The sequence below is a fragment of the Tractidigestivibacter sp. genome (assembly GCF_050946515.1).
Classification (GTDB): Bacteria; Actinomycetota; Coriobacteriia; order Coriobacteriales; family Atopobiaceae; genus Tractidigestivibacter.
Genome location: NZ_JBMNUX010000014.1, coordinates 24,499 through 42,818, shown reverse-complemented (window position 1 = coordinate 42,818; position 18,320 = coordinate 24,499). Strand labels below are relative to the sequence as shown.

Here is an 18,320-nt window from a genome sequence, read left to right as displayed (position 1 = left end):
CGGCTAGACCGATCCATTATCTTGGCCATCGTCTTCTTGGATAGTGGTCTTGCCCACACCTCTTGCGAGGTGACGGAAGTTGGCCCACACATCCACGAAACCGAGGATAGCCATGAAATAAAGCTCAACTTCAAGAAAGACGGCCGCTACATATGCAGCAACCTTCATAGGCGTGGCTGCCTTCTTGCTCTTTGCAACCCACGCGACAATCGCAAGACCTTGCAGCGCAAGCGCAATCCTGAGCGCAACAAGAAGATTGTCGCAAACAATTGTCACCACGTCGTCTAACGTGGGATTAACTGCATTGGCCGAGAGCGCCAAAAGCGTAACCACAAACACCCCAACGAGCCACAGGGGAACGTCGTACTGGGTGAAGTCGGGGAGCTCCACCTTTGGATTTGCCTTTGGGGCAGCAACGCGCACCCCAAGATAGGCGAAGCCAAAGAAGGCTATTGCCGTCAAGAGGTAGAGCGACGGCCAATACTGCAGACAATAATCCCCCACAGCATGAACCGCCGACACCATGGCGGCAGACTGCAAAGCCGCTACCTCGAGATACTGGTTGATAACCTGCTGAATAACCTCTTGGATGGAGCTTCCCGCCTGTGAAAGGTAGATGGTACTCGAGGCTATAAGCCCTAGCGTACCGCCAACCACCACAAGAAACCCAACCGTAGGAGTTAGCCGCTTGCGCACCATTGAGTAGGCGCAGGCAAAAGCCAGCAGTGCGGCAATGATTGCGTCAGGCACGTACACGGTGCCGGCAAAAAACGCCGTTGCCGTCACAACCGCAGCAGTTGCCACAAGCGTGCCGAGTGCGTAGCCCAAGCCTCTGCCGGAGCAGACAAACACAAGCCCATACGCGACGAGCATGCACCCAACGACAGGCAAAAAACCAGTAAGAATTCCGCCGATGAGGCATGAAATGATGCCGCCAATCAGCGTTGCCCTTCCGTTGGGCGCAGGTGTAGGAGCCTGACCACCGGCAGGAACTATCGACCCGCCGTTAGAATCGCCCGTCTGGACGCTCCCTCGCCGAGTTGAGAATCCCCACTGCTTGTCTTCTACTCCGTTGCAGCCACTCATTGCCCGAGGTCCTTCTTGAAGCCTACGACCTGATTCTACCCACGGTTACGGCCGCCGCGGCTGGAAACCACGGGAACCGTGTACGGGAGAAGGGCCATAACGCGAGCGCGCTTGATGGCGACCGCGATGTCATGCTGATGCTGCGTGCAAGCGCCAGTGACGCGGCGCGGCTTGATCTTGCCGCGGTCGGTCATATACTTGCGAAGGAGCTGAGTGTCCTTGTAATCAATGAACTCGACGTTCTCCTTGCAAAGCTGGCAGTACTTGCGACGCGGCTGGCGCTGAAATTCTTGCTTCTTCTGCTGAGCCATGTCTTCGTTGCCTTTCTACAGACGATACGTTGACCGTCTTACCGAAATATTAGAACGGAATGTCCTCGTCATAGACGTCAGGCGAGGGCGGCGCCTGAACAACCTGAGGGGCCTGCTGGGGCTGCTGCGATGCAGCAACCGATGGAGCAGGTGCCGAATAGGTGGGCTGCTGACGCTGAGAGGGGGCGCTATAGCCACCGTCTGCGTTCTGCGAGTTCCTCGAAGAGAGGAAATCGACGTCGTCTACCACAACCTCGAGTTTGCTACGACGCTGACCGTCCTTGGTCTCCCAGGAGCTATAGCGGAGCTTGCCCTCTATTGCAACCTTGGAGCCCTTCCTTAGGTAGCGCGCAAGCGCTTCGGCACGCGTGCCGAAAATGACGCAATCGACAAAGTTGGGGTAGTCCTCCCAAGCGCCAGTCTGCTGATTGCGACGCCGATCATTGACCGCTACGCCAAAAGCAAGCACCTGCGTACCGCCAGCGGTGGCACGAAGCTCAGGGTCTCTCGTGAGGTTGCCCGAAATGTTAACTCTGTTAATGCTCATCCTGCTCACTACCTCTCATCAGCGGGCGTATGCCCGGCTTCCACAACTAGTCCTTGTCCGAACGGCGCACGATCATGTGGCGCTTCACGGCATCGTTGATGCGCAGAACTCGGTCGAGCTCGGCAATCTGGGTGGGGTCTGCGTGGAAGTTGATGAGGGTGTAGTCACCCTCGGTCAGGTTGTCGATCTCGTAGGCGAGCTTGCGCTTGCCCCAGTCCTCAACGCTATCGATGGTGCCACCATCAGTGGTAACGGCGACCTCGATGCGCTTCATGACGCCCGCGCGGGTCTCCTCGTTAGACGCAGGATCGACAAAATACAGCAGTTCATAAGCCTTCATGTTGTCACCTCCTCTGGGCTAATGGCCCCGAGACGTGAAGGTTTGCACTCGGGGCAGGAAAGGTCAGAGGGAAATAATATCACAATGCTTCCTGTACCAGCGAAAACTGCTCCACGCGCCCCCACTAAAGAAAGGATACCCTAAGACCCGAACATCAACCTTTCGGCTGTCTTTCCAACATCTTTCACCTGCGGAAACGCTCGCTGCTAGAAGCCTTGTCGCGTTCTTGAGACCTCCGAAATTAGCAATGCCTCGTCACGAGCTCTCCACAAGCAAGTGAGTTCCATTTTGGACGGATGCAAGGACCGCCTTTCTTTCTGCCTTGTTATTGCCCGCAAACTGTTTGATTCTCCTATATAAGAAACCCCGTTGCCAAAAATTGACCAGACAGAAGATTGGATTGAAGCCTCGACCGAAGCGTCGTGCATTGTACTTGCACAAGCTTTTATATAAAGGAGAGATGCCACAGACTGTTGGCAACCTGGGCATCTCTAAAGCGTCGCTATGTGGGCTAATCTACTCTTGCGCGCTGTCTTGCGCGCCACCGTCCTTCTTCGCGCCGAGATCCTCCGGCTCGATTTCCTCCGGAGCTTCAATGGGGTCTACAGCAATTGGGTCAAGCTCGGCAGACTCCTCGTCATTGGAGCTTGTCTCTTCCGAAGAAGACACTTGGTCCTGAGGCTCGGGCTGGGCGGAGGTGGATACGTCAGGCGTTGCTGCCGCAGCAGCCGTCATTTCGCTCACCCGCTGAGTATCGGACCCAGCTTGGGGCGCGGGCTCAGTTTGTGTCTGCCCCTCTGCTGCTGCGGGCTCGTCCTTCTCGTGCGCCACGGGCGCCTGCGGTTGAGGCGTGCCAATGGGCTCGTCAGTCTGATTTGCCACAGGCGCATCAGGTGATTGCGAACCTTCGGAAGTGGTCATTGGAAGCCCCACGAGGCCGTTTTGGTTGCTGTCGGAAGTCTCGTTCACAAAGGAGGGAAGCGGATCCTTGTCCGATCCCCAGGCTGGCACGTTGAACTGCCTCATCCAAAGGCCAAAGCCAGTAAACATGATGCAGCAGACGATAGACACCAAAAAGATGCCCAAGAGAATAACTGCAAGAAGAGGAAGGAACAGCGCCTGAATCATCTGGGCAATCAAGTAAAGCAGATAGTAATCGGAAGCATATCCTACGCTTGCGATATAAACGAGCTCGAGAATCCATGGCCATACGCTAGCGAAGGCACCGGCCAAGATAAGAATTACCGTCAGCGCGACAACGGCCATCATCAGGACCCGCATGCCAAAAAGACGCAGGAGCCCGGCGGGGTCGTGCTTAATCATGCTCCAGATGGTAGAGACGCGATAGCCAGGAGCAATGTGCTGATAGATAGTCGCGCGAAGCATCGCGACCGCTACCACAAAGCACAAGATCGCCTCAAGAACGTTCAGGATACTGTTGAAAACCTCCGAATCGCCAAGCCCAGGAATGTTCAAGAGCAGTGCCTTGGCAATAGCGATTACGGCAACCCATCCTAGATCAACAACGAAGGCCTTCCATCCGCTAGCAAGGCACGTCTTCATTCCAATGCCTTCTTTGGTGGGACCGGCTTTGACAGGTCCCTCGTTGCTACCCCACGCCACTCGGCGTCCATGCTCAAGAGCCCCGCCAAGCATAAACAGCGGGCCCACGATAGGAATTAAGGCACAAAGGGCCAAAAGAAACACTGTCTTGTAGCCACCATTGAGCATGGTGAGCTTCCACGACCTCGCAAAATAGTGGTCATGTCTATAGCCATTCAGGCTGTCGTCATCCATAAGAACCTCCTCAATGGAGACTTGCAGACAGTAATTGTAAGAGAAGACTACCCAAAGAAGGTAAAGGAGCTATGAGCATTCTCTCAACAAAATAAAAAAGGTCGACCGAGGTCGACCTTGGTAGCCAACTATGGCGGAGGGGGAGGGATTCGAACCCTCGTACCCGCATAGCGGGTAAACGGTTTTCGAGACCGCCGCATTCAACCACTCTGCCACCCCTCCGTGGGGTGAAAAGCGGCGCCCCAGAGGGGACGCCGCCGGATTTACTGGCGGAGAGTCTGGGATTTGAACCCAGGATACGCTTTAGGCGTATACACGATTTCCAATCGTGCTCCTTCGGCCACTCGGACAACTCTCCATGAACCGCGTCGGTTAGTATATCCCATGTTCCGATGTAATGCGACAACTTTTTCTGAGTTACCTACTCTTTGTTCAAAAGACCTGCGCAATTGGACGAAATTGGACTATTGTGAAGCGCATTGTCTTCAGAACAAACATTCACTAGAAAGTGATCGCTTATGCCCGAGCTCTTCTCGCAATTTGGTCCTGAGACTGCGGCTGTCTCGCTTCCTGCGTGGCTAGACCTTGCTGCGCTTATCGTGGGTGCTATCTCAGGGGTGCTCGTAGCAAGAGAGCGCAAGCTAGACTTGGTTGGCTTTATCGGACTAGCAATGCTCTGCGGCCTTGGCGGCGGCCTCATTCGCGACATGATCATGCAGGTTGGAGACGTATACATGCTTTCGAGCCCCTACGCAATCCCAGCCGCAGTCATTCTCGGGCTTGTCGCGTACTACTTTCCAAAGCCGTTCACCCTTTTCCCCAACCTGCTTGAATGGTCAGACATTCTTACCGTTGGCCTCTTTGCCCTTGTTGGCACCGACAAGGCAATTGTCTATGGTCTACTCCCCTGTTCAGCAATCCTGATGGGCACGCTCACGGGCATTGGCGGCGGCATGCTCCGAGACGTCTTCCTAGGAGACGTTCCGAGAATCTTTCGCCCCAGTAACTACTATGCCCTCTGCGCCGTCGCTGGCTCTACCGTCTATTACGTCATGGTCATGTTCATTTGGCTGGGCAAGCCTTGGGCGGCCGTTCTTTGCGTTGCCGCCACAGTTGGTCTTCGTCGCTGGTCGCTCCACTATAACGTGGCTACACAAGCGGACATTGACCTCGCCCCCCGCGTTGTAGGAAGCGTCCGCAAACTCCGGCGCGTTGCATCCCGCACAAACACGACCTCCCGGCGTAGAAGGAATAGATAAGCAACGGAGATATTGCTTTCAACGTCGGAGGCTCTGCAGAGATTCTTCGGTTGTAGGTCTTTCATAACAGAGATGCTTAGTACGAAAAGGCTAACTCTTTGCTGCGCAGCAGGTAGTTAAATGGCACTATTTCGGTGATACTTAGCAACCTCCTGTAAAAAGACCTACAACCGAAGAATCTCTGCAGCAACCTCAGTGGTACTAGTGCGAAAGCCACTTCATATACGAAAAGCGCCCCCGAAAAGCGTGTAAACGCTTTTCGGGGGCGCTTAGTCTATCCCCTATGAAGGTCTACTTTTTAACGAGACCATTGCGAACCGCCCACTTACGACGGTCTACCTCAGAGAGAATACGCTTGCGCATGCGAATGTGTTTGGGCGTTACCTCAACGAGCTCGTCATCCATGATGTACTCAAGAGCCTCTTCGAGCGTAAAGGTGCGCGGCGGCGTTAGCTGGACTGCGATGTCGGCCGTAGAGGAGCGCTGGTTACCCAACTGCTTGGTGCGAGCGATGTTGACGACAATGTCACCGGGCTTGGAACGTTCGCCCACAAGCATTCCCTCATAGCATTCAGTACCAGGCTCAATGAACAGCTGGCCGCGCTCCTGCAGATTGCCAAGCGCGTAGGCAACGGCCTTTTCCGTGGACATAGAGATCATGGCGCCGTTTTGACGGCTCCCGATGTCACCAGCAAAGGGACCGTACTCAAGGAAGGTGTGATAGAACACAGCCTCGCCGTGGGTAACATTGAGGATACGGTTCTTAAGGCCCATGATTCCTCGCGTGGGAATCTTGAACTCAAGGTGCGTCTGAGTGGTGCCGGTGTCCATAGAGACCATAGTGCCGCCGGCGTTGCCGAAGACCTCAATCACTTTGCCAGAATATTCGCCGGGACACTCAACAACGGCCTGCTCAATTGGCTCAAGGCGATTGCCGTTCTCGTCCTTCTTGAAGAGAACGCGCGGGCGACCAACCTGGAACTCGTAGCCCTCGCGCCGCATCTCCTCCATCAGGACTGAAAGGTGCAAGATGCCACGGCCCGCAACCTCAATGCCGGTTTTGTCAGGCAGCTCTTCAATGCGCATGGTGACATTGTTCTCGCGCTCCTGCTCAAGGCGCTCCTTGAGCTGGCGTCCGCCCACAATGTCGCCGTCGCGACCAACGAGCGGCGAGGTAGATGCCTCAAAGACAACAGCTAGCGTTGGCGGATCGATCTCAATGGGAGGAAGCTCGACAGGGTTCTCAGGATCGGTGTAGACGTCGCCAATATCGGTGGAGTCGACGCCCACGACAGCGCCGATGTCGCCGGCAACAACTTCCTGGCATTCCTTGCGACCAAGATAATCGAAGGTGAAGAGCTGCTTCACTTGGCTCATGGCACGGCTGCCGTCGTTCTTCACCACAAGAATCTTGTCGCCGTCATGGATAGTGCCAGAATACACACGGCCGATGCCGATGCGACCGACATAGTCAGAGTGGTCAATGGTCACGCACTGCATGGCAAGCGGACCGTCTGGGTCAACGTCAGGAGCAGGCAGGGCATCAATAATCATGTCTAGCAGTGGGTACATGTCCATGTTGCCGTCGTTGGGATCAAGACGGGCAAAGCCGTTGACCGCCGATGCATACACGACATGCTCCATTGTGAACTCAAGCTGATCATCGGAAGCGCCAAGGTCCATCATCAAGTCGAGCGACTCGTTCACAACTTCCTCGGGGCGCGCACCATCGCGGTCAATCTTGTTGACCACCATCATGATGGCAAGACCGGCATCGATGGCATGGCGCAGCACAAAGCGAGTCTGCGGCATAGGGCCCTCGGCAGCATCGACCAAAAGCAGCGCACCGTCAGCCATCTTCAGAACGCGCTCGACCTCGCCGCCAAAGTCGGCGTGGCCCGGGGTATCGATAACGTTGATCTTGATGCCCTTGTACTCAATGGAAATATTCTTGGCGAGAATCGTGATGCCTCGCTCGCGCTCTTGGTCATTGGAGTCAAGAACGCGCTCTTGGACCTGCTGATTTGCACGGAATGCATCAGTGGCCTTGAGCATCTGGTCGACCAGCGTGGTTTTGCCATGGTCGACATGGGCGATAATTGCAATGTTTCTAATCTGCTCTTGAAGCATGCGCACCTCTCGTCTTATGCGTCTGCGCAATGAACGTTAACGCTTACCGATTTCGTGGCAACTTTATACCAGCTCACGGTTCTTCGTGTTCAGGTTTGGGCTGTTCCACGTAATAAACGACGAGCGGGGTCGTGGCTCGCCAGGCGTTGCAGCTCGGCGATGGCTGCCCTTTTCCAGCTATGCGGCAAAGAAAGTTATGAATCTACGACTTTGTCAGAAGCAGTTCTACCGTATGCTCGGATCAAGCAGGTTCTCGACCTCGCCTGCTGGGGCAGGATCGGTCCAGGCGAAGCCATTGCCCTTTCCACGTCCAGAGATCAACGAATATGCCGAGAAGGCTGGTCTGCCCTTCTCGCCAAACTCAAGGATGACCGCGTCCTGATAGGCCCCGGTCTCATCGGCAATTGCCCCAAAATAGGCAATTGCATAGTAGCAGGGATCTTGCAAATGAGCGCTCTTGTCGCCATGCGCCCTTGCAAGAGAGCGAGCCTTATCGCGAGCGGCCTTTAAGCACTCCTCTGCGCCATCGTCGGAAAAAGTGTAGCTTGCAACGGTTCCGGCTTCATCAGCCACGGCAAGAAGAACGTCGAGCTCCTCCCCTTCGGCTAGCACGTCAAACGCTTGTCCCATTAGTGTGCTGGACAAATCGTCTAGCTCCGGAGAAATTCGCTGTTCTTGCTCGCGCTTGGTCATAGCCGTCTCCTCGTTGCGCCCTCTATCGTCGCCATAAGACTATACCCAAGCGCGACGGCAACTGCGGGGCAGGCAATTGCGCGGGCGGCTGCAACTAAGCTCCGCCAAACGGTGCGCAATAGATAGAGGTATAGGTAAGGGCGCCGCCATTGGGATGATGGCTCCACATTAGATGGGCCTCTCGCACACTAACAATGCGCTCTCCAATGTCGCGCGCGGCGCGGGAGCAGTCCTCATCAAGCGCGGTGCGGCTAAGCTTGGCTCCCCTCGCCAGAGTGATGTGCGGGGTATATTCACCCGAGAGCTCAAAGCCCCGTGCCAACAGCTCTGCAACAAGGCGCTTCTGGAAGGAGAGAAGCTCGTCTTTTCCCTGCCCCTCTGAGACTCCAGCCCAGATGATTGACCCCTTTTTCTTGTCAAAGCGTCCTATGCCAGAAATCGTAAGGTCAAAGGACCTCGAGAGAAGGCAAGCCGCATCAAGCGCAGAGCGGGCGGCCTGTTCCTGCGCATTTGTGCAGCTACCGAGAAACGCCAGCGTCAAATGAAGGTTCTCTTGGGCGCTTGGTCTCCCGGAGCGCAGGTCATTTTGCGCACGAGCAAGAGCAAGACGAGTAGGCCCGTCAAGCGCAATCGCGCAGAAGAGTCGCCGTTTTTCGCTGCTTCCGGTGTTCAACAGTCCCTTGGCTGGCAACGCGCGGCCTCCCTTGACTACAGCGCCGAATCTCTGTGCGACGTTGAAAATATGAGAGCTAGCAAAAAGGCCAGGGATTGCTCCCTGGCCCTTATGTTCATGGTGGAGACAATGGGGTTCGAACCCACGACCTCAGGCTTGCAAAGCCCGCGCTCTCCCAGCTGAGCTATGTCCCCAAAAGCAGAAGCCATTGTAACGGAAATCGACCGCTAAGGAAAGCTTAGAAAAGTTCAGTTCCAAAATCCTTCAGCTCGCTCTTCATAGCCTCCATATTGGAAAGGGGCTCGACCAGGTTGAGAGCGGCAACCACCTTGCTGCCTGGCTCGATCTTCTCGCGAAGGTAAGAAATTACCCCATCGCCGCGACCTGACTTTGAGCAGACAACAATTCCTACCTTCTTGCCACTTGGCATGGCACGCTCAACAAAAGAGCCCATGGCAGGAGCCAGCTTGCCAGCCCAAACGGGAGCTACCAGAATGACGTTTTCGTAGCCGCTCACATCGAGCATGGAATTCATCAGCATCGGGCGCGCGCCCCTGAGCGCCGCAGCTCCTCCCTTTGCATACATTCCAATCCCGTTCTTGGGCGGCTCAGTATTTGGCTGCAGGCGAATCTTGTCAGCGCCATGTACGTCTGCAAGCTCATTTGCCACGGCCTCACAATTTCCGGTGAGGGAATAATACACAATGACTGTTTTCTTGGTGTCCGGCATTGGTGCTCTTGACCTCCAGCTGGCTACTTACCGCAATAAACGAATAACCACCCCAGCGGCGACTCGGCTAGCGCTGGGGTGGTTATTATCAAAAGAAGGTGGTGGGCCTGACAAGGTTCGAACTTGTGACCTCCCGGTTATCAGCCGGACGCTCTGACCAACTGAGCTACAGGCCCAACGCAAGAGTGAATACTACCTAAACCCAAGGGGTGAGTCAACAAGAAATTGGGGAAAATTTGAATATGACAAAATCTATTTTGGCAAGAGCGGAGGCCATTGAAAGTCGCCAAGTTGTTGAAACGTAATGCGCACCCGGTTACGTTTTAAATATCGTCTGTACCATCCTCAAGCGAATGGGTAGGATAGGCAAACAGTCAAAGAACGGAGGTGGACGATGCTCAGAAGAATGGACATCAAGACGATTGTTATCGGTGGTGGACCCGTCACGTCGCTCCTCGTGCTCAAGACCTCAGATGGAGATGAGAGCGACGCAGCAAGCTTGCCAATTCGCATTGGCTCAGTTGAGGCCACGGCGATAAGCATGGGCGTCGAACCCGCCGAGGGTTCTCGTCCTATGACTCACGACCTTCTGAAGAACGTGATGGAGCAGCTTGGCGGCCATTTACGCAGCGTGATTATTTCGCGCGTCGAGGGGACAACATTCTATGCAAGCCTCGACATCATAAATTCCGCAGGTGAACAAGTATTGGTGGATTGCCGTCCATCTGACGCAATCTCTCTTGCCGTGCGCTGTGGAGCGCCCATATACGCCGAAAGCGACGTTCTGGACGTTGCAGGAATGCCTGACTTCGATGCGATTAAGGAAGAAGAGCAGGAACACGAGATGAAGGAGTTCCACGATTTTGTGGAGGGTCTCTCTCCTGACGACTTCAACGTCGCAGGTCCTGGCGAGAAGCACGCGTAGGTGTCAGCTCAAACAAGAGCAATGAGGGAACGGCCAAGCATGCGGTCGTTCCCTTTTTTTGTCTTGCCAGCCATAAAGGCATGGAGGAGGCTGCCCAGCAGCTGCAACAAAAAAGGGCACCTGCAAAGACAGGTGCCCTAAAAGATGCTGCTTTTCTTAATGCTTACTCTTCGTCGAGAAGGTCGGTCCCTATCTCTTCCTCGCCACCGACGTCGACCGAATCTTCCTCGTCAGGCTCGCGCTCTCCTGCGGCTGCCAAATCAAGAGTTGCCTGGTTCTCGTCATGCTTTGGTGCCTTCTTCTTGTGAGCTACCATGCGCGCGACAGCAGAGACCTTATCGCTTTCGGTCAGGTTCATAACCTTGACGCCCTGTGTTGATCGGCCAAGCTTGGAGATCTCGGTGGACTTGACGCGAATGACCACGCCCTCCTCAGACACGATCATCAGCTCGTGCTGAGGGCCAACCACGCGGCACGCCGCAAGATTGCCCTTCTTTGTCGTCATAGCGATGGTGTAGACGCCCTGACCGCCACGCTTGTGCTCCGGGTACTCAGAGACGGGCGTGCGCTTTCCATAGCCCTTCTCGGTAATCACGAACAGGTCGCCGTTACCGTTTGAGATCTCCATGCCGAGCATCCTGGCGTCGCCCTTCAGGGTGATGCCGCGCACGCCGGAAGTTCCGCGACCCATGGCGCGAACGTCGGACTCATCAAACAGAATCGCCTTGCCGTCGGTAGAGACAAGGATGACCTTCTCGCCCGCGCGCACGCGACGGACGTTAACAAGCTCGTCGCCCTTCTTCAGGTTGATGGCAATGATGCCATCACGACGGGAGCGGTCGTACTCGCTCATGGCGGTCTTCTTGACCATGCCGTTTCTTGTGACAAACATCAGGTACTCGTCCGCAGGGAAGTCGCGGCAGGTGATGACAGCCGTGGGGTGCTCTCCCTCGGCAAGCGGCAGCACGTTCACGATGGCGGTGCCGCGCGCCTGACGGCTACCAATCGGCAGCTCGTGGACCTTCAGTCGGTAGACCTTGCCGAAGTTGGTGAAGAACAACACGTAGTCATGCGTAGATGCCACGAACAGGTCCTCGACAAAGTCGCCGCCCTTGAGCGACAGACCCTGAATGCCCTTGCCGCCACGCCTCTGGGAACGATAGGTGGCAACCGGGAGGCGCTTGATGTAGCCGGCGTGCGTCACCGTAACGACCATGTCCTCCTCGGCAATCAGGTCCTCAACGTCGAGGTCCTGCGCCTCCTGCGTGGTGATGGTGGTGCGTCGCTTGTCGGCAAATCGATCAACAATCTGACCGAGCTCGTCCTTGATGACGCCCAGGATCTTCTCGCGATGCGCCAGCAGGTCCTGGTAGTACGCGATAAGCTTGTGCAGCTCGTCAATCTCAGAGACAAGCTGGTCACGGGCCAAGCCGGTCAGGCGGCGCAGGCGCATCTGGAGAATTGCCTCGCCCTGGATGTCGTCCAGACCAAAGCGCTCGTGCATGCGGCTCTTTGCCTCAGCGTCGTCATGCGAGGAGCGGATGATGTGCACTATCTCGTCGATGTTGTCGACAGCAATCAGCAGACCTTCCTTGATGTGGACGTCCTTGAGAGCCTTGTCAAGGTCAAACTGCGTACGCCTCGTGACAACGTCGATCTGGTGGTCGATGTAGTACTGCAGCATCTCGCGCAGGGAGAGCGTGCGAGGGACTCCGTCAACAAGCGCGATGTCAATGGCGTTGAAGTTGGTCTGTAGCTGCGTCTTCTTGTACAGGTTATTAAGAACTACCTGCGGCACGGCACCGCTCTTAAGATCGATGACGATGCGCATGCCCTTGCGGTTGGTCTCATCGCGCAGGTCAGAGATGCCCTCGATTTTCTTCTCGTTAACCGCCTGAGCAATCTTTTCCTGGAGAAGACCCTTGTTAACCTGATAGGGGATCTCGGTTACGACAAGACGCTGGCGACCGCCCTTGCCAATGTTCTCGACGTGCACCTTAGCGCGCACCGTGATTGAGCCACGACCAGTCTCGTAGACGTCATGGATGCCCTCGGTGCCCATGATGATGCCGCCCGTGGGGAAGTCGGGCCCAGGAAGCACGGTCATGAGCTCATCGGTAGTGGCGTCGGGGTTGTCAATCAGCATGTCGACGGCTGCGGCCACCTCGCGCAGGTTGTGCGGGGGAATGTTGGTTGCCATGCCGACAGCGATGCCCTGAGAACCGTTCGCCAGCAGGTTTGGATAGCGCGCGGGCAAGACGGCGGGCTCGGTGAGCGACTCGTCATAGTTGGGCTGGACGTCGACGGTCTCCTTGTTGAGATCGGCGAGCATCTCCATGGCAGCGCGCGTCAGGCGGCTCTCGGTGTAACGCATTGCCGCAGGGGGATCGCCGTCAATGGAGCCAAAGTTTCCGTGACCATCGATGAGCGGCAAGCGCATCGAGAAGTCTTGGGCCATGTGTGCCATTGCCTCGTAGATGGAGGAGTCTCCATGCGGGTGGTACTTGCCCATGACCTCGCCGACAGTCCATGCCGACTTCTTGTGAGGCTTGTTGGGTGTGATGCCGGCCTCGTTCATGGCATAGAGGATACGGCGCTGGACGGGCTTCAAGCCGTCGCGCACGTCAGGCAGGGCGCGCGCCACAATAACCGACATGGAGTACTCGAGAAATGACTGCTTCATCTCGGTGGCCATATCAGTAGGCTTCAGCGTGCCGCCATGGATGTCAGAAAGGTCAAGGCGGGTGCCCGCCTCGTCAGAAATCGTATGGTCGAGATTTGCTCCGGCAAGGTTGGCAAGCTCCTCCTCGCTATTGCCTGAGTCCTCGTCGTCGAAGTCCTCATCGCTATCGTCGAGGTCGGCATCGTTGTCGACGTCGTCCTCGAACTCGTCGTCGCGATCGCCGAGGTTGCTGTCCTCGTCGTCCACGCCGTTGTTCTTGTTGTTATCGTCTGCCACGAGTTACCTTTCTTGTCTTTCGCTCGGCAAAGCTAACATGCAAAGACCAGCTGGTGCTAGATATCCAGGAAGCGGACATCCTTTGCGTGTGTCTGGATGAAGTCCTTGCGCTTCTCCACCTGCGTTCCCATTAGGTCGGAAACAGCGCGCTCCGCAGCCATGCCATCATCGATATTGACCTTCAGCAAGATGCGGTTCTTGGGCTCCATCGTTGTGGACCAAAGCTGCTCAGGATCCATCTCGCCCAGACCCTTGTAGCGCTGAACAGTGTACTTGGTGGAGTCTTCGTACTTGCTAGCTTCTATGGCAAGCTCTTCGTCGGTGTAGATGTACTTGCCATGCTTCTTGCCCTTCGGCTTCAGCTGATACAGAGGCGGCTGAGCGACGTAGATGTAGCCAGCCTCGATCATTGGGCGCATGTAGCGATAGAAGAAAGTCAGAAGCAGAATGCGGATATGGGCACCGTCGACATCGGCATCGGTCATGATAACGATCTTGTGATAGCGCGCCTTCGAGATGTCGAACTCTGGACCAACGCCAGTGCCGATAGCCGTAATCAAGGCCATGATCGTATCAGACGAAAGGGCGCGGTGCTCTTGGACGCGCTCGACGTTCAGAATCTTGCCGCGAAGCGGGAGAACCGCCTGGATGGAGCGGTCGCGCGCCATCTTTGCGGACCCGCCTGCAGAGTCTCCCTCGACAATGAAGAGCTCAGTCATCTCGGGGTCGCGCACAGAGCAGTCGGCAAGCTTTCCAGGCAGGCTCGCGCTCTCGAGAAGCCCCTTACGGCGCGTAGCCTGGCGGGCCTTCTGCGCAGCAAGCCGTCCCTTGGCAGCCTGGCTAGCCTTCTTCAGGATTTCCTTCGCCTGGTTGGGATGCTCCTCAAGGTACTCCGACATGCCCTGGCTCACGATGCGGTTGGTGAGCGTGCGCATATAGGAGCTTCCCAGCTTGGCTTTGGTCTGGCCCTCAAACTGCGGGTCAGGCAGCTTGACCGAAATGACTGCCGTCAGACCCTCGCGAATATCGTCGCCTGTAAGGTTTGAGTCCTTCTCCTTCAGGATGCCTGACTTGCGACCGTAGTCGTTCACAGCCTTGGTGAGGGCAGAGCGGAAGCCCTCAAGGTGCATGCCGCCTTCCTCGGTGTAGATGTCGTTTGCAAAGGAAAGCGTGTGCTCCGAGTAGCCCGTGTTCCACTGCATGGCGACCTCGACCTCGCCCATCTGCGAAACTGGGGCGTCGGGATCAGACTTGCCCTCGATGTAAATGGGCTTGTTGAGACCAGGAAGGATCTCCTTCTCGTACTTCTGACCATTCCAGCCATTGAGGAACCTGACAAAGTCAATGATGCCGCCTGAATAGCAGAACTCATCGACACGTGGGGTGAGCTCACGCTCGTCGGTAAGAATGATCTTGAGGTTCTTGTTCAGAAAAGCCGTCTCTTGCAGGCGGTCGTGCAGCGTGTCGTAGTCGTAGACCGTCGTCTCAAAAATCGTGTCGTCAGGCCAGAACGTGATGGTTGTTCCCGTTGTCTTGGTCGTGCCGACCTTCTTGAGCTTCTCGGTGGTCTTGCCGCGCTCAAACTGCATCTCCCAGATGGCGCCATCGCGCTTGACCGTCGCGATGAGCTTCTTGGAAAGGGCGTTGACGACAGATACGCCAACACCGTGGAGGCCGCCGGAAACCTTGTAGGCGGTATTGTCGAATTTGCCGCCCGCATGCAGAATCGTCAAGACCACTTCCAGCGTCGAAATCTTCTTCTGCGGGTGCTTGGCAACAGGGATGCCGCGGCCGTTGTCCTCAACGGTCACAGAGTTATCAGGATGTACGGTGACCTTGATCTTGCTGCAGTAGCCTGCCAAAGCCTCGTCAACGGAGTTGTCGACAATCTCCCACACAAGATGGTGCAGTCCAGCAGACGACGTAGTGCCAATGTACATGCCCGGGCGCTTGCGTACGGCCTCAAGACCTTCGAGGACCTTAATTTCGCTCGCGTCGTATTCGTTGTTGTTCTTTTTTGCCACGTGACTTCCCCTCTATGGTAGAAAGCTACAGAGTAGAGTTTAGTCGCCCTCAAATTGTTCTGTGCCGAAAGTGATTCAGCCTATCATTTTTAGACGAAATACTCACAGGAGCCGCTGAGAACGAATTTGAGCGGCAATCTTTATTTTGTAGTGTGTTGAATCTTTACACGACGTTTTGAGAGACATAGGGCTTTGTAGACCTTGTCTCTCAGAGGCTCGCTAAGACCAGAAACCATATCGCGGCATTCTTGCTCTTCGGAAGCGGACAGCTGGGGAAGCTCCTCTTGCGCAGCAGATTCCTTCTTCTTTTCTGTAGGCTTCTTCTTTCCATACTTTGTGACGAGAAACTCGATGTCCGAGAACTCATAGCCAGCCATGGAGAGCCGCGCGAGATAGACCTCACGGTTTGCACGAAAGTCCACCGCCCGCATTCGCGAATCAACGTAGACTCCCAGTACGGGAGGCCGACCCGGCATGCGAGCGTCCTTCACGAACACGCCTGTGGTGTGCTCTCGCTCGATGTCTCCGTTCGCGGCCCTCCAGGCTATGGCCGCACGCTGGTTTTTGCCCATAGCGCGGCGAAGGCCACCGTCTCCCATAAGATTGCCAAGAAGCGAAGAGATGCTTGTGAAGTCATCACTCACTAAAGCTCACCACCAACGAGCTATCGAGCAGTTCCTTCGTGAAATAGCCAAGGTTCGTTGTCGTGATGACCGTTTGAATTCCGCGCTGGGCAAACTCTATTACCGACTGGCGGCGGCCCTCGTCAAGCTCGCTCATTACGTCGTCTAGCAATAGCAGCGGGCGGGACCCTGTGACCTCGGCAGACACCAGTACCTCTGCCATCTTGAGAGCGAGGACAATCGAGCGCTGCTGGCCTTGCGAGCCGAAAGCCCGGGCATCACGCCCCTCGATAGCAAAGATCGCGTCATCCCTATGAGGTCCAATCGTTGTCTGTTGGCGGCGTAGGTCAATGTCGCGAGCGGCCTCCAGACGCGCGAGAAACACATCAGCAAGATCGTCACGTGAGAGCGAGAGGGGGTCGTCAGCCACGGTGCTCTTGTACGAGCACGTAAGCTTCTCCCCTCCCCCAATGTTCTCGTAGATTTGCTCGATCTTCTCGCTCAGACGCCGGTAGAGACGGCAGCGCGCTTGAAGAAGCGTGGCCCCGCCGACGGCTACGCTCGCATCCCATGCAGCAAGCAAAGACGGGTCCGGATACTCGTCTCGCAGAAGACGGTTGCGCTGCTCGACAGCGCGGAGATAGGCACTAAGCAGCTTCGAATAGCCTCTGTTTGCCTCGCAGCCAAAATCATCGAGCTCGCCTCTACGATTTGCCGCGCCGCCTTTGACAAGGGAAAGGTCATCCGGACAGAAGAGGACCGACATCAGCGTCTCTGAAAGGTCAGCAGCGACACACTTCTTGCCATTTTTTGTAAAGCGCCGCCGCCCCGGGGAAATCTCGCAGGCAACGTCTATCACGCGCCCGTCGCCTTCCAGGCGCGCCCCAATGCGGGCCTGCTCGGCACCTTCGAGCACCTGCTCTGCGGGAGTCGGGTGCCTGAAGGAATGCCCAGCGGTCAGCATCTGAAGAGCCTCCACGGTGTTGGTCTTTCCCACCGCGTTTCTCCCTACAAGTATCGTTGTGGCCGGGGAGAAGCTCACTTCCCTCTCGCGGAAGTTTCGATACGACTGGAGCGAGAGTGTCTTGACAAGGAGTCCCACGCTACAGGCGCACCGGCATCAGGATGTAAAGGTAGTTAATCTTGCCATTTGTCTTGAAGACGCCAGGCTTCATGCTGGTTTGCAGCTCAAGCGTGATCTCTTTCTTGTCGGAGACTGCGTTCATGCAATCGAAGACATAGTGGTAGTTGTGGCCGATGGAGCAAGACTCGCCCTCAACTTCAACAGGGAGCACCTCGGTGGCCTCGCCTTGGTCAGGAGAGCTGGTTGAAAGGCGCATAACTTTTCCGTCGGCATCAATATCGAGCCTAACCGCAGCATTGGTGGTGGCAATGGAGGTCACGCGGCGCAGCGCCGCGGAGAACTCAGCAATATTTATTTTTACCGACGTAGAGCAGCTCGTAGGAAGCAGCTGGCGATAGTTGGGGAACGTGCCGCCAATCTTGCTTGACACGAGTGTCGTATTGCCGAACGAGAAGACCACCTGGCTATCAGTGATGCCGATCGAAATCTTCTCGGCACCATCGGTCATACCGAGCACTTCATGGAAGACGTTGCCGGGAACGATAGCGCTGAAGTCACCGTCGCCAGTCTCGGCAGATGCGTCGCAGACGGCCAGACGATACGAGTCAGAGGCAACAAGGCGAATAGTGTTGTCCCCTGCCGTCAGCAGAATGCCTTGCAGCACGGGACGAGAGCTTTCTTTTGAGGTCAGGCGATAGACCTTGTCTACCATCTCGGACAGAAGCTCGCACGGCAACTCGGTCGCAGACTCCAGAGAGTACTCGGGGAACTCAGACCAGTCTGCAGGGTTCAGCGTGTTCAGGCGGAAGGAGGACTTCTCGCACGAAATAGAAATCGTGCGCTGGCCTCCGTCGAAGACAACGGCAGAGTCAGGCAGAGTCTTCACGATGTTCATCAGTACCTTGCCCGAGACAACGGTCTCGCCGGTCTCCTCGACGTTTGCGGGTATGCGGTGACGAACCGTAATCACAAGGTTATTGGTCTGGAACTCCAAAGTTCCTTGATCTGCCTTTATATAGATGCCCGACATGATGGGAATCGTCGAGTTTGAGCCAAGACCCTTTGACACAACAGAAAGGGCCTTCAAGAGGGATGACTGGCTGACGGTGAACTTCATGGTTGCCCTTTCTCTTTTAGTA

The 18,320-nt window shown here is 55.9% G+C and carries 16 protein-coding genes and 4 tRNA genes; 2 read left to right on the top strand and 18 right to left on the bottom strand.

Going from position 1 to position 18,320, the window contains the following annotated elements; genetic code table 11:
• Window positions 1-3 precede the first annotated feature (3 nt).
• From ACOYJL_RS08665 to ACOYJL_RS08635, 7 genes are all read right to left on the bottom strand, one after another.
• The gene (locus ACOYJL_RS08665) at window positions 4-1,086 is read right to left on the bottom strand and encodes a DUF2232 domain-containing protein (RefSeq protein WP_433569827.1); all 1,083 of its coding nucleotides are present in this window, start codon (window positions 1,084-1,086) and stop codon (window positions 4-6) included.
• Between the two features lie 35 nt (window positions 1,087-1,121).
• The gene (gene rpsR / locus ACOYJL_RS08660; protein ID WP_433569826.1) at window positions 1,122-1,397 is read right to left on the bottom strand and encodes a 30S ribosomal protein S18; all 276 of its coding nucleotides are present in this window, start codon (window positions 1,395-1,397) and stop codon (window positions 1,122-1,124) included.
• A 49-nt stretch (window positions 1,398-1,446) separates the two neighbouring features.
• The gene (locus tag ACOYJL_RS08655) at window positions 1,447-1,944 is read right to left on the bottom strand and encodes a single-stranded DNA-binding protein (protein ID WP_433569825.1); all 498 of its coding nucleotides are present in this window, start codon (window positions 1,942-1,944) and stop codon (window positions 1,447-1,449) included.
• A gap of 46 nt (window positions 1,945-1,990) precedes the next feature.
• Entirely contained in the window at window positions 1,991-2,284 is a 294-nt protein-coding gene (gene rpsF / locus ACOYJL_RS08650) for a 30S ribosomal protein S6 (protein WP_433569824.1), read from the bottom strand.
• 516 nt (window positions 2,285-2,800) lie between these two features.
• Window positions 2,801-4,015 carry a DUF4013 domain-containing protein gene (locus ACOYJL_RS08645; RefSeq protein WP_433569851.1) on the bottom strand — a complete coding sequence of 405 codons (1,215 nt, stop codon included), beginning with the start codon at window positions 4,013-4,015 and terminating at the stop codon, window positions 2,801-2,803.
• Between the two features lie 197 nt (window positions 4,016-4,212).
• Window positions 4,213-4,303: transfer RNA gene (locus ACOYJL_RS08640), tRNA-Ser, on the bottom strand.
• Between the two features lie 45 nt (window positions 4,304-4,348).
• Window positions 4,349-4,439 (bottom strand) — tRNA-Ser (locus ACOYJL_RS08635).
• Between the two features lie 160 nt (window positions 4,440-4,599).
• On the opposite strand from ACOYJL_RS08635, the gene ACOYJL_RS08630 reads away from it, so the two are divergent.
• Window positions 4,600-5,340, top strand: coding sequence for a trimeric intracellular cation channel family protein (locus ACOYJL_RS08630; protein ID WP_433569823.1), 741 nt, complete (start codon window positions 4,600-4,602; stop codon window positions 5,338-5,340).
• 291 nt (window positions 5,341-5,631) lie between these two features.
• On the opposite strand, the gene typA is transcribed toward ACOYJL_RS08630, so the two are convergent.
• From typA to ACOYJL_RS08600, 6 genes are all read right to left on the bottom strand, one after another.
• Window positions 5,632-7,470: a translational GTPase TypA gene (gene typA / locus ACOYJL_RS08625; protein ID WP_433569822.1), complete on the bottom strand. Its 1,839-nt coding sequence runs from the start codon at window positions 7,468-7,470 to the stop codon at window positions 5,632-5,634.
• Window positions 7,471-7,695: 225 nt separating this feature from the next.
• Window positions 7,696-8,100 carry a hypothetical protein gene (locus ACOYJL_RS08620; RefSeq protein ID WP_433569821.1) on the bottom strand — a complete coding sequence of 135 codons (405 nt, stop codon included), beginning with the start codon at window positions 8,098-8,100 and terminating at the stop codon, window positions 7,696-7,698.
• A gap of 157 nt (window positions 8,101-8,257) precedes the next feature.
• On the bottom strand, window positions 8,258-8,836 hold the full coding sequence (gene thpR / locus ACOYJL_RS08615; protein ID WP_433569850.1) for an RNA 2',3'-cyclic phosphodiesterase: 579 nt from the start codon (window positions 8,834-8,836) through the stop codon (window positions 8,258-8,260).
• Between the two features lie 118 nt (window positions 8,837-8,954).
• Window positions 8,955-9,030, bottom strand: a tRNA-Ala gene (locus ACOYJL_RS08610).
• Between the two features lie 44 nt (window positions 9,031-9,074).
• Window positions 9,075-9,566: a flavodoxin family protein gene (locus ACOYJL_RS08605; RefSeq protein WP_433569820.1), complete on the bottom strand. Its 492-nt coding sequence runs from the start codon at window positions 9,564-9,566 to the stop codon at window positions 9,075-9,077.
• A gap of 99 nt (window positions 9,567-9,665) precedes the next feature.
• Window positions 9,666-9,742, bottom strand: a tRNA-Ile gene (locus tag ACOYJL_RS08600).
• 218 nt (window positions 9,743-9,960) lie between these two features.
• On the opposite strand from ACOYJL_RS08600, the gene ACOYJL_RS08595 reads away from it, so the two are divergent.
• On the top strand, window positions 9,961-10,491 hold the full coding sequence (locus ACOYJL_RS08595) for a bifunctional nuclease family protein (RefSeq protein WP_433569819.1): 531 nt from the start codon (window positions 9,961-9,963) through the stop codon (window positions 10,489-10,491).
• Between the two features lie 163 nt (window positions 10,492-10,654).
• Here ACOYJL_RS08595 and gyrA read toward each other — a convergent pair whose 3' ends face one another.
• From gyrA to dnaN, 5 genes are all read right to left on the bottom strand, one after another.
• Window positions 10,655-13,450, bottom strand: a complete 2,796-nt coding sequence (gyrA, locus tag ACOYJL_RS08590) for a DNA gyrase subunit A (RefSeq protein ID WP_433569818.1) — start codon at window positions 13,448-13,450, stop codon at window positions 10,655-10,657.
• Window positions 13,451-13,506: 56 nt separating this feature from the next.
• Entirely contained in the window at window positions 13,507-15,474 is a 1,968-nt protein-coding gene (gene gyrB / locus ACOYJL_RS08585; RefSeq protein ID WP_433569817.1) for a DNA topoisomerase (ATP-hydrolyzing) subunit B, read from the bottom strand.
• A gap of 140 nt (window positions 15,475-15,614) precedes the next feature.
• Entirely contained in the window at window positions 15,615-16,118 is a 504-nt protein-coding gene (locus ACOYJL_RS08580; RefSeq protein WP_433569816.1) for a hypothetical protein, read from the bottom strand.
• Complete coding sequence (recF, locus tag ACOYJL_RS08575; RefSeq protein WP_433569815.1) at window positions 16,111-17,199, bottom strand: DNA replication/repair protein RecF; 1,089 nt, start codon at window positions 17,197-17,199, stop codon at window positions 16,111-16,113. Before recF ends, ACOYJL_RS08580 begins: the two co-directional genes overlap by 8 nt.
• 1 nt (window position 17,200) lies before the next feature.
• On the bottom strand, window positions 17,201-18,298 hold the full coding sequence (gene dnaN / locus ACOYJL_RS08570; RefSeq protein ID WP_433569814.1) for a DNA polymerase III subunit beta: 1,098 nt from the start codon (window positions 18,296-18,298) through the stop codon (window positions 17,201-17,203).
• Between the last annotated feature and the right edge of the window lie 22 nt (window positions 18,299-18,320).

Excerpts from the sequence above, each read along its gene's own strand:
- typA (WP_433569822.1), bottom strand. The coding sequence starts at position 7,470 with ATGCTTCAAGAGCAGATTAGAAACATTGCAATTATCGCCCATGTCGAC.
- dnaN (WP_433569814.1), bottom strand. The coding sequence starts at position 18,298 with ATGAAGTTCACCGTCAGCCAGTCATCCCTCTTGAAGGCCCTTTCTGTT.
- ACOYJL_RS08620 (WP_433569821.1), bottom strand. The coding sequence starts at position 8,100 with ATGGGACAAGCGTTTGACGTGCTAGCCGAAGGGGAGGAGCTCGACGTT.
- rpsR (WP_433569826.1), bottom strand. The coding sequence starts at position 1,397 with ATGGCTCAGCAGAAGAAGCAAGAATTTCAGCGCCAGCCGCGTCGCAAG.
- ACOYJL_RS08630 (WP_433569823.1), top strand. The coding sequence starts at position 4,600 with ATGCCCGAGCTCTTCTCGCAATTTGGTCCTGAGACTGCGGCTGTCTCG.
- ACOYJL_RS08645 (WP_433569851.1), bottom strand. The coding sequence starts at position 4,015 with ATGCTCAATGGTGGCTACAAGACAGTGTTTCTTTTGGCCCTTTGTGCC.
- ACOYJL_RS08655 (WP_433569825.1), bottom strand. The coding sequence starts at position 1,944 with ATGAGCATTAACAGAGTTAACATTTCGGGCAACCTCACGAGAGACCCT.
- ACOYJL_RS08595 (WP_433569819.1), top strand. The coding sequence starts at position 9,961 with ATGCTCAGAAGAATGGACATCAAGACGATTGTTATCGGTGGTGGACCC.
- ACOYJL_RS08605 (WP_433569820.1), bottom strand. The coding sequence starts at position 9,566 with ATGCCGGACACCAAGAAAACAGTCATTGTGTATTATTCCCTCACCGGA.
- rpsF (WP_433569824.1), bottom strand. The coding sequence starts at position 2,284 with ATGAAGGCTTATGAACTGCTGTATTTTGTCGATCCTGCGTCTAACGAG.
- ACOYJL_RS08665 (WP_433569827.1), bottom strand. The coding sequence starts at position 1,086 with ATGAGTGGCTGCAACGGAGTAGAAGACAAGCAGTGGGGATTCTCAACT.